Annotated in this window: 7 protein-coding genes; 2 read left to right on the forward strand and 5 right to left on the reverse strand. The window is 49.9% G+C overall.

All coding sequences use genetic code 11. From position 1 onward, the window contains the following. Positions 1-15 precede the first annotated feature (15 nt). A complete protein-coding gene (uvrB, locus tag QVO39_RS07880) occupies positions 16-2,145 on the forward strand; it encodes an excinuclease ABC subunit UvrB (protein WP_288171936.1) in 2,130 nt (709 codons plus the stop codon). A 17-nt stretch (positions 2,146-2,162) separates the two neighbouring features. Here the strand turns inward: uvrB and QVO39_RS07885 are convergent, their stop codons facing one another. Genes QVO39_RS07885 through rnr form a run of 5 tightly spaced genes read right to left on the reverse strand, consistent with a single transcriptional unit; the run spans position 2,163 to position 8,688 of the window. Then, complete coding sequence (locus tag QVO39_RS07885; RefSeq protein WP_021903709.1) at positions 2,163-3,416, reverse strand: Y-family DNA polymerase; 1,254 nt, start codon at positions 3,414-3,416, stop codon at positions 2,163-2,165. A gap of 3 nt (positions 3,417-3,419) precedes the next feature. Further along, the gene (locus tag QVO39_RS07890; RefSeq protein ID WP_021903710.1) at positions 3,420-3,881 is read right to left on the reverse strand and encodes a LexA family protein; all 462 of its coding nucleotides are present in this window, start codon (positions 3,879-3,881) and stop codon (positions 3,420-3,422) included. After that, a complete protein-coding gene (locus QVO39_RS07895; protein WP_021903711.1) occupies positions 3,878-5,365 on the reverse strand; it encodes a lipopolysaccharide biosynthesis protein in 1,488 nt (495 codons plus the stop codon). The genes QVO39_RS07890 and QVO39_RS07895 overlap by 4 nt, the downstream gene beginning before the upstream one ends. A gap of 11 nt (positions 5,366-5,376) precedes the next feature. Next, positions 5,377-6,462 (reverse strand): Holliday junction branch migration DNA helicase RuvB, encoded by a 1,086-nt coding sequence (gene ruvB, locus QVO39_RS07900; protein ID WP_021903712.1) that lies wholly within the window; start codon positions 6,460-6,462, stop codon positions 5,377-5,379. Between the two features lie 9 nt (positions 6,463-6,471). Then, on the reverse strand, positions 6,472-8,688 hold the full coding sequence (gene rnr / locus QVO39_RS07905) for a ribonuclease R (RefSeq protein WP_021903713.1): 2,217 nt from the start codon (positions 8,686-8,688) through the stop codon (positions 6,472-6,474). 792 nt (positions 8,689-9,480) lie between these two features. Here rnr and QVO39_RS07910 point away from each other — a divergent pair. Next, entirely contained in the window at positions 9,481-10,500 is a 1,020-nt protein-coding gene (locus QVO39_RS07910; RefSeq protein WP_021903714.1) for a peptidoglycan DD-metalloendopeptidase family protein, read from the forward strand. Positions 10,501-10,558 lie beyond the last annotated feature (58 nt).

The following is a 10,558-nucleotide window of genomic DNA, read 5'->3' on the forward strand; positions in this document are numbered from 1 at the left end:
CTTTGTAGAGATATGATGAGCTTTCAATTGGTATCAAAATTCAAGCCAATGGGTGACCAGCCCGAGGCGATAAAGCAACTGACGGAGGGGATTCGTTCGGGGCAGAAGAAGCAGACGCTCCTTGGAGTGACTGGTTCGGGTAAGACATTTACCATTGCCAACGTGATCCAAAACCTCGGTATCCCTACACTGGTATTGAGCCACAATAAGACGCTTGCCGCACAGTTGTATGGGGAGTTCAAGAGTTTTTTTCCTCACAATGCTGTGGAGTACTTTGTCAGTTATTACGACTACTATCAGCCAGAGGCCTATCTTCCTAGTACCGATATGTACATTGAGAAGGATATGTCGATCAATGACGAGATAGAGAAGCTCCGACTCAAGACGACTGCCTCGCTCCTCTCAGGACGAAAGGATGTGATTGTGGTGGCGAGTGTAAGTTGTATCTATGGTATGGCTAACCCTCGTGATTACGCGTCGCAACGATTTGATATCAAAGTGGGAGAAGAGATATCAAGAGATGACTTCCTCAGGCAGTTGGTTAATGCTCATTATATTCATGATAGGGCGGAATTCCGTCCTGGTACCTTCCGAAACCAAGGAGATACGCTAGATATATTCCCTGCGGTGGAGGGGTATGAAGGGATGGCCTATCGTATAGAGTTTTGGGGCGATGAGGTGGAGCGAATCAGCTGTGTAGACCCTAAGGATATGCATGAGCTTTCGCTACTAGATTCGGTGCAAATCTATCCCGCCAATCTATTTGTCACCACTAAGGAGCAGACGGAGCATGCGATAGAGATGATCCGTGCCGACCTGGAGTTGCAGGTTGAGTTCTTCCATAAGCAGGGGAGGTCGGAGGAGGCAACTCGTCTCTATGAGCGGGTGACCAACGATATCACGATGCTGGAGGAGCTCGGTTATTGCAATGGTATTGAGAATTACTCCCGCTACTTCGATGGTCGGTCGGCTGGAGAGCGTCCCTACTGTCTGCTTGACTATTTTCCTGATGACTTTTTATTAGTCATTGATGAGAGCCACGTCACTATCCCGCAGGTGAGAGGTATGTATGCTGGCGACCGCTTCCGTAAGACTAATCTTGTTGACTATGGTTTTAGGTTGCCCGCTGCTATTGATAACCGTCCTTTGACCTTCGAGGAGTTCCAAGAGCTCACCCATCGCACCATTTATGTTAGTGCTACACCGGCTGAGTTTGAGCTGGAGGAGAGTGGAGGCACCATTGTGGAGCAGATCATCCGTCCTACTGGGCTTCCTGATCCAATCATTGAGGTGCGACCTGAGGAGCATCAGATAGATGACCTAGTGCATGAGATACGTCTAAGGATAGAGCGTGATGAGCGGACGTTGGTCACCACACTGACCAAGCGTATGGCGGAGGAGCTATCGGAGCACCTCGCTGAGATGGGCATCCGCACGGAATATATCCACAGTGAGGTGGTGACGATCCGTAGGGTGGAGATTATGGAGGGGCTTCGTCGGGGCGACTTTGATGTGTTGGTCGGGGTCAATCTACTGCGTGAAGGGTTGGACCTGCCTGAGGTCTCATTGGTGGCTATTCTGGATGCCGATAAGGAGGGCTTTCTGCGTAACCATCGTTCGCTTACTCAGACTGCCGGACGTGCGGCTCGCAATGTCAATGGCATGGTGATTATGTATGCCAGTAAGGTGACCCCGAGTATGCAGCTCACCATTGACGAGACTAATCGCAGGCGGCAGAAGCAGTTGGCCTTCAATAAGGAGCATGGAATAGTTCCGAAGCAGATAGTTAAGAAGAGCGCCTCTATCCTAGACCTTACTGGGCCAAGTCGTGGTGGCATAGAGAGCAAAGCCACTATGGAGTACCGTCTTCAGAGCGAGCAGCAGAAGGTGGCGGAGCGAAGCTTTGACTATCTCTCTAAGGAGACTTTGGAGGAGCGTATCTCCGCCACTCGTAAAGCGATGGAAGAGGCGGCACGAGTACTGGACTTTGTCTCTGCCGCTCAGTATAGAGATGAACTCTTTGAACTGCAGGCGATGCTAGGCGATCAGTCGAAAGTCACCGCAAAAGAGGCTAAAGCCCAAAAGCGATTAGATGCAGTGGAGCATCAGCGTGCCGCCCATGCCAAGAACCGTAGCAAGAAGTAACCCCTTTATCAACCGCCTTACTTTGGTTGAATCTTAAGGATATCCGAGAGCTCTGTAGTGTAGTTGGGACTCACATGATTGCGAGTGACCACTTCCTCTAGTGCCTTCGGGTTGCGAGCCGCGATGTAGAGGGCATGGTCGCCATACTTATCCTTGAGCTCCTTGGCAAGAGTGGTCAGTCGTTTCAGCTCCGCCTGTCCTTCCACTTCAAAAGGCAACACCTCCCCTTCATATACCAGTTGTGAGAAGAGCAATCCCGCCTTCTTGTAATTAAATCCTGGGCGAAAAGCCTTTTTAAAGAGTTGGTAGAGGATCGGCGTCAGTTCCGTGAGGTTGTTGGAAGGCAGTGTTAGGTAAGCCTCCACATACTCGTGACGCTGTTGGTCATTGATTCTATAAGCATTAGTATGCAGTACCAGTGCCACCTTAAGTGCTGCCAGCTTATTCTCCCTTAGCTTCTCACAGCACTTCTCCCCAAACTCCAGTATGATACTGAAGAGTTGATGCTCATCGGTCACCAAAGTGCCAAACGAGCGTGACCGGGTGATGCTCTTTGCCTGGTCATTCTTTGCGAAAGGAATACGTGGCTCTCCCTTTAGCTCAAGGTAGGTATCTAGCCCTGTGACGGTAAAGGATTGACGTACCCAGTTGGAATCTTTTCGTACAAATTGATACCCGTTGTAGACGCCATACTGATTGAGACGTGCCGAAATACGCCGACCAATCCCCCAGATATCACCCACCTCTACCCACTCAAGGGCGGCTCGCCACTTCTCATTATCGTCAATGGCATACACCCCTTTTAGCTGTTCGTTTTTCTTTGCCACCCGATTGGCGAGCTTGGCAAGTGTCTTGGTCTTAGATATCCCCACACAGGTCGGAATCCCCACCCCTTTCAGAATCTTGCGTCGAAGGTCCCGAGCCATCGCCATATAGTCGTCGCGTGGATCCAATTGCACAAAGCACTCATCTATAGAGTAGATCTCCTGAGTGCCCACCTGCTCCCGAATAATTGCCATCACCCGCCTCGAGAGATCGCCATAGAGCGTGTAATTAGAGCTACACACCTCGATGCCGTATCGCTTCACCTCCTCTTGAATCTGAAAAAGTGGCACCCCCATCGGTATCCCTAGGGCCTTCGCCTCATTGGAGCGAGAGACCACACAGCCATCATTATTGGAGAGCACCACCACCGGACGCCCATTGAGCTGCGGGCGAAAGAGTCGCTCACAGCTCACATAAAAGTTATTGCAGTCAATAAGCCCATACATAGGCTAGCGATGGCGATTTCGTGGGTTGGGCTGATGGATCACATACGTGACCACACCCCAAAGCGTAAAGTGGTCCTCAGGCTCCACCTTCATCCGAGGATACTTCGGATTGGCCGAGACAAGATAGAGCTCACCCTCGGCCGTCTTCTCAACGTACTTAATATTAAACTCCCCATTGATAAAGCAGACCGCGACATCATTGTGATTGAATTCCAGCGAGCGATCTACAATAATGATATCCCCCTCATAGATATCGGCATCAATCATAGAGTCCCCTACCACACGGGCCAAGAAAGTGGTATTGGGATGCTTAACCAGCTCGGAAGTAAGGTCAATTGCCTCAAGATTATGGTCCTCTGCTGGCGAAGGGAATCCAGCAAATAGCCCATCATCGAGATAGGGAACCTCCAGATAGCTCCCCTCCCGTATGGCGTAGAAGTCAAGCGGTTTAGTCTCGTTTTTCATCGTCTTTTAAGTCGGCGAAGTGCAACTCTCAATTCAGGTGCAAAGAAGTAGATAGATAGGGTCATAAATAGTAGCAAAAGCCCAGCTCTTAGAGCAAGCTTCAGCCAAAGGCTACTAGGCTCTATCGCCATTCCTCCAAAGTAAAAGGCCATTGCCAACGCAATGATCAGTAGGTTCTTTCCCGTGTCGTAGGGGATCGGATGTAGCTTTCGCCCAAGGATATAAGAGCAAAGAAGCATTACCCCATTACAGGCAAAGGCACTCCACGCTGCAGCGACAATTCCGAATCGTGGCACCCCCCAGTAGATTACTGCCAGCGTCACCAGCAGACCAATGACCGAAAAGGTCGCACCATAGTGTGTGCGGTCGCTTACCTTGTACCACACCGATAGATTGTAGTAGATACCAAAGAGGATCTCACTTGCCATCACAATCGGCACCACCACCAATCCACTGTAGTAGTCAGGTGCCACAATGTGCTTAAATAGATCAATCCCATACATCACCGTTAGGAAGATCAGCAACGCAAAGAAGATAAAGTAATTCATCGCCACACGGTAAGCATCATTGCCATCTGTCGCCTTCATCTTCGAAAAGACAAAAGGGTCGTAAGCAAACCTAAAGGCCTGAATAAACATCACCATTACCACCGCGATCTTCAGGTTCCCTCCATAGATACCCAGTTGTGCCATCCCCTCCGCACGGTCGGCATAGAGGCTAGGAATCAGTATCTGCCCCGCCATTTTATTGAAGATACCTGCCAAGCCGAGCAATACCAGAGGCAGACAGTAGAGAAGCAAAGGCTTCACTAGTGCCCTATCAAAGCCTCTCAAAGCCGGCTTGATGATTGGTAGCATCAATAGAAACTCAATCGTAGAGGCGAGGAGGTTGGAGATAAATATGTACCCCACACCATACCCCTCACGAAATAGCCAGCTAGGCAGCGACACCCCTTTTGATACCAAGTAGGGGCAAAGGAGGAGGAAAAAGAGATTGAACCCAATGTTGAGGAAGATGAAGAGGAACTTGAAGAAAGCAAACCTCCACGGCCGACGCTCATGCCTCAGGTAGGCAAAAGGGATGGACATCAGTGCATCCAAAGCCACAATCACCACAAAGATAGCAATGTACTCGGGGTGCGACATATAGCCGAGCCCCTCTGCAATCCTACAGGAGGCGAGAAGCCCCACCAGCAAGAAGAGTGCCACCGACATCCCAACTATCTTAAAGGTAGTTGCATAAACCCGCTTCGGCTCTTCACTCGTATTGATAAACCTAAATAGCCCCGTCTCCATTCCTAGAGTGAGTATCACCAAGATGATACTCACCCACGCATAGAGATTGGTCACAATTCCATACTCAGCACTATCGGCCAGTACTCGGATATAAAATGGTGCCAATAGCCAGTTAAGAAACTTACTGATGATATTGGTCGCACCATAGATGACCGTATCCTTTGCCAACGCCTTAATCCCTGCACTCATCTCACCACGCTTTAGAAGTCTTCAAAGAGGCTTTTGGGGTTGTTGGGGCGCCACTCCTTACCGAGGTGCTCGTAAGCTAGGCGAGTCACCTCACGCCCACGAGGGGTGCGCTTCATAAGGCCCTCCTTGATAAGGAAAGGCTCATAGACATCCTCCACCGTGCCAGGATCCTCTCCAATGGCTGTGGCAATGGTGCCGACCCCTACTGGACCGCCATCAAACTTATCAATGATGACGCCCAAGATCTTATGGTCTATCTGATCCAACCCATGCTTATCTATATTGAGCGCCTCCAGTGCGTAGGTAGCAATCTTGTGGTGAATGCGGCCCGAGCCCTTCACCTGTGCAAAGTCACGCACTCGGCGGAGTAGGGCATTGGCAATACGAGGGGTACAACGACTCCTCTGTGCGATCTCCAAGGCTGCCTGATCATCGCAGGCGATGCCAAGGATTTCGGCACTTCGCTTCACTATCCCCGTCAGCGTCTCCGTATCGTAGTACTCAAGGTGCATATTGATCCCAAAGCGAGCCCTTAGCGGGGCAGTCAGTAGTCCACTGCGAGTGGTCGCCCCAATCAGGGTAAAGGGATTGAGGTCTATCTGAATACTCCTTGCCCCCGGCCCCTTATCAATCATAATATCTATCCGATAGTCCTCCATTGCAGAGTAGAGATACTCCTCCACCACTGGAGGCATCCGATGGATCTCATCGATAAATAGTACATCATTTCGCTCCAAAGAGGTCAGTACCCCAGCGAGGTCGCCAGGTTTATCTAGCACCGGCCCAGAGGTCACTTTGATCTGCACTCCTAGTTCATTGGCGATGATTTGCGAAAGAGTGGTCTTTCCCAGTCCGGGAGGGCCGTGGAGCAACACATGGTCCAGCGACTCCCCGCGCAACTTAGCTGCGGCAACGAAAACCTTTAGATTCTCCACCACTGAGGGCTGCCCTTGGAAGTCCTCAAACGTCGCAGGCCGGAGAGCATTGTCCCGATCCTCCTCCTGCTTGATGCTACTCTTTAAAGATTCATCGCCCTGCTCTATGCCACGGATGTCAAACTCTTCTAGCCCCTCTATGATCCTCTCCTCGTCCTTCATCTTGCCTCTTTACGAAAGTAATTCAAAGTCCAATTGCCTCTTGTCTAAGTCTGCTCTAGCTACGCGTATCGTGAGTTTATCGCCAAGAGAAAAACGTCGCTTCGTATTGTAGCCAACGAGAGAGTAGGTCTTCTCATCCAGCTCATAATAATCATCGTCAAGGTCACGGATAGGCACCAGCCCCTCCACACCATTGGCGATAAGCTCCACAAAGACACCAAACTCCTTCACTCCGCTGATCACCCCGTCAAAGACCTCTCCGAGGTGGTTTTGCATAAACTCCACCTGCTTGTACTTGATAGAGGTACGCTCCGCCTCAGTGGCTTTCCGCTCCTGCTCCGAATCATACTTACAGATCTCCTCAATATCGGCCCTCTTGAGGCTCTTTCCACCATTCATATAGTGGGTAAGGAGGCGATGCACCATCATATCGGGGTGCCTACGAATCGGACTGGTAAAGTGTGTGTAGTATGGGAAGGCCAAGCCATAGTGACCGATGTTTTCGGTCTGATAAATAGCCTTTGCCATAGTGCGGATCGTGAGCGTCTCCACTAGCTCCGCTTCAGGCTTGTCTTGCACCTTTTTCAGAAGGTCATTAAGGCTACGAGCAATCTGCTCTGGCGTGCCAGTAGGTTTGATCTTGTAGCCCAGACGCCCTACAAACTCTGCCAAGTCGGCTAGCTTTTCAGCATCGGGAGTGTCGTGGACACGATAAACGAAGGTAGGTCCCTCCTTCCCCTCACCATAAAGTGTGCCGATATGCTTCGCCACCGTACGATTGGCAAGTAGCATAAACTCCTCAATCAGATGATTGGCTGGGATCGGATGCTTGACATAAATCTCCAAAGGCTTCCCCTGGTCATCAATCCTAAAGGCCAACTCCGAACGCTCAAAAGCGATGGCACCTGCCTTCATACGATCCGCACGGAGCTTCTTCGCAAGATTATTGAGGGTCTGAATAGCTGCCGTCTCGGGTTGCTCTGCCCCATCAATCATCGCCTGTGCCTCCTCGTAGGTTAGCCGTTTATCACTGTGAATAATGGTGCGAGTGATCTCATAATCGAGCACCTTCGCCTCGTCATCTAGCTGAAAGATAACCGAGTAGGCGGGGCGATCCACGCCCGGCTTGAGCGAACAGAGGTCGTTGCAAAGACGCTCTGGAAGCATCGGCACCGTGCGATCCACTAGATAGACACTCGTGGCACGCTTTGCCGCCTCCCGATCAATCTCATCATCGGGTAGCACGTAGGCAGTCACATCGGCAATGTGTACCCCTACCTCCCAGCGTCCTTCGCCCACCTTTTCTAGCGAAAGGGCATCATCGAAGTCCTTAGCACTTTCAGGGTCAATCGTTATGGTGAGTGGCTTACGGAAATCTTTGCGGGGGAAGATATCGCTAAAAGCTTTGTTGGCGTCCAGTTTCTCACCCGCCAAAGTCACCTCCTCAGGGTATTTGAAAGGCAGACCATACTCTGCTAGGATCGCATGCATCTCGGTATCATTGTCCCCTGGCTTGCCAATCACCGCCTGCACTTCGCCGACTGGGTTCTTGGCTCGCTCGGGCCACTCCAATACCTTCACTACCACCTTGTCGCCATCCTGAGCTCCATTTAGTTTGTCACGAGGTATAAAGATGTCATTGGCGAGCTTATTACTCTCGGTGATGAGGAAAGCAACATCATTGAGGATAGAAATCACCCCTACAAAATTGGTATCGGCACGCTCTAGGATCTCTACAATCTCCCCCTCCGGTTCTTGACCTCTACGGGTGGCAAGGCGGTTCATCACCACCTTGTCGCCATCCATCGCATGCCCAGTATTTCGCTCAGCCACTCGGATGGGCTCGCCACCATCATCGGGGTAAAACATATTGTGCCCACGTCCAGCTTTACGGCGGAGGATGCCCTCCATCTTTTGCCGTGGTGCTACATAGCGATAGCGGTCGGGTAGGCTATCCGCCACTAGCACACGCTCCTGTGCCAGCTGCACCATCGCCTCACGTACCATCTCCACTGCTAGGTCGCCCTCGGCACCGACCCCTTCAGCTACTTGCCGGTAGTCCGATGCCTCCCCCTTGCTATTGCGGAAGTACTGAAGCACTAGGCCACGTACTCTCGATACGCTTCTATCTTTCTTGGGCTTGGTATCTCTCGAAAATCGTGACCTGCCGACTTTCTGTGTACCCTTCCGCCCCCTTCTTTTCTCTACTTTCTTTTTTCTGCCCATATTGTTATCATTCTTTCTGTATCTACAAAGATACCAAAAAAAGAGAGCTTAAGGAGATCGCCGAACCTCCATTAAGGGGTTATGCGTTGGAAAGTTCTTACCGTATACTTTTTAACAGGGTGTCTATAAGTAAGGACCTCTGCCGAGGTCCTTACGCCATTATCCTCAACAGATTGTATATCATCATTCGCACAATAGTCTTTTCTAATGCGTAACCCCTAACCTCCATTAAGGGGGGTTATGCGTTAGAGGCGTCAACCGTGGGATTCCTATTTATAGAGACAATATTAGTCTAGAATCCCTTTTTACCTCCACAAAGTACTGCATCTTCTGGAATTCCAGTCTGAGAAGTAAGGTGGAATACTTGGCTAAAATAAGGGGCGCAGAGGCCCCTTCGCAACCACCTGAAATTCAATCTTATACAAAAGCGTTTGCCGAGATGCAACTAAGCAATCGGTTAGTTGCAACTAAGCAAATGCCGAGATGCAACTAACCGATTGCTTAGTTGCATCTCAGTTTGTATAGGGTGCTGTAAGAGGTCCCTATTTTCCATCTTTCGTGGTCATATTCCACCTTAAATTGTACCTTTTGTGTGTTAATAACGCAGAAAAAATGCAAAAAAACAACCGAGGTATAAAATATATTGGTATCTTGCGAGCGATTGTGATGGTTTTATCTGTGGACTTCGGGTGGTAGGAAGCCCTATTTCTCGTTCTTTGGATATAATCCTTACGGTCATTTCGTGTTTACAACCAATTTTATTTGAGAGTTTTTTTATCGGAATTCTAAGTAATGACGAGTAGGATTTTTACACTTCTATGTTCGTGCCTATCCATTGGTTTATTGGCGAGTGCTCAGGTGCCCAATTATACCGTTGGAAAGCAGGCCGAAAGAAAGCAAGAGAGTAAAACACCACCCCCCGCTGACACCTCTACAGCGATAGCGGAAGTGGCAAAGTTAATGGCCGACAATGATGGCTTCCTGAAGAATAACAAGAAGCTGGCCGATTATACCAAGGCAATCAATAAGTCTATGGGCTTTGGTACTGCTACGGAGGAGGATTTGCAGTATCCCTCTATTGATCTGTATGGCGAGCAGTCGTGGCACAACAATGCGGTCAATCCCTTTATTGGGAGCTTGAAAGCTGAGGTGCCTGATAGCTTTATGGTAGATCTATCTCAGTTTGTCTATCCCCTTGATGAGCTGAAACGAGTGAATAGTCGCTATGGCTATCGCCGTCGTTTCCGTCGTATGCACTACGGAATTGATATCTCGGTGCGTGTGGGAGATACTATTCGGGCTGCCTTTGATGGCAAGGTGCGAATGGTGGACTTCGACCGCCGTGGTTATGGGCACTATGTGGTTGTGCGCCATACCAATGGATTGGAGACCCTCTATGCGCATAATTCTAGGGTGTTGATCAAGGAAAATCAGATTGTGCGTGCGGGTGATCCGATTGCACTCGGGGGTAGCACTGGTCGCTCTACAGGGCCACACCTCCATTTCGAGGCGCGTTATCTAGGACAAGCGATCAATCCTGATCATCTCATTGATTTCAATACAGGTGTGCCAAAGTGTGAGGAGTATCTGTGCCTCGCCTCTAAGTACAATGGAGGAAATGGTAGAAGGGCTATCAATAGGGCTAGCCATAGGACTTCCAGTAGCGGAGTGCAGATGTATCGCATCCGTCAGGGGGATACGCTCTCCACAATTGCCAAAAGGCATGGTACGAGTGTCAATAAACTATGTAGCCTCAATAATATCTCTTCACGCACCACTCTTAGGGTAGGGCGTAGTATCCGAGTGAGGTAAATTCGATATCACTGAAAATATCAGAGGCTCCAGACTTAGCTGTATCGGCTGAGTGTGG

It is taken from the genome of Porphyromonas sp. CAG:1061 (genome assembly GCF_000435035.1).
GTDB classification, from domain to species: Bacteria; Bacteroidota; Bacteroidia; order Bacteroidales; family Porphyromonadaceae; genus Porphyromonas_A; species Porphyromonas_A somerae.

Excerpts from the sequence above, each read along its gene's own strand:
- QVO39_RS07890 (WP_021903710.1), bottom strand. The coding sequence starts at position 3,881 with ATGAAAAACGAGACTAAACCGCTTGACTTCTACGCCATACGGGAGGGG.
- rnr (WP_021903713.1), bottom strand. The coding sequence starts at position 8,688 with ATGGGCAGAAAAAAGAAAGTAGAGAAAAGAAGGGGGCGGAAGGGTACA.
- QVO39_RS07885 (WP_021903709.1), bottom strand. The coding sequence starts at position 3,416 with ATGTATGGGCTTATTGACTGCAATAACTTTTATGTGAGCTGTGAGCGA.
- ruvB (WP_021903712.1), bottom strand. The coding sequence starts at position 6,462 with ATGAAGGACGAGGAGAGGATCATAGAGGGGCTAGAAGAGTTTGACATC.
- QVO39_RS07910 (WP_021903714.1), top strand. The coding sequence starts at position 9,481 with ATGACGAGTAGGATTTTTACACTTCTATGTTCGTGCCTATCCATTGGT.
- QVO39_RS07895 (WP_021903711.1), bottom strand. The coding sequence starts at position 5,365 with ATGAGTGCAGGGATTAAGGCGTTGGCAAAGGATACGGTCATCTATGGT.
- uvrB (WP_288171936.1), top strand. The coding sequence starts at position 16 with ATGAGCTTTCAATTGGTATCAAAATTCAAGCCAATGGGTGACCAGCCC.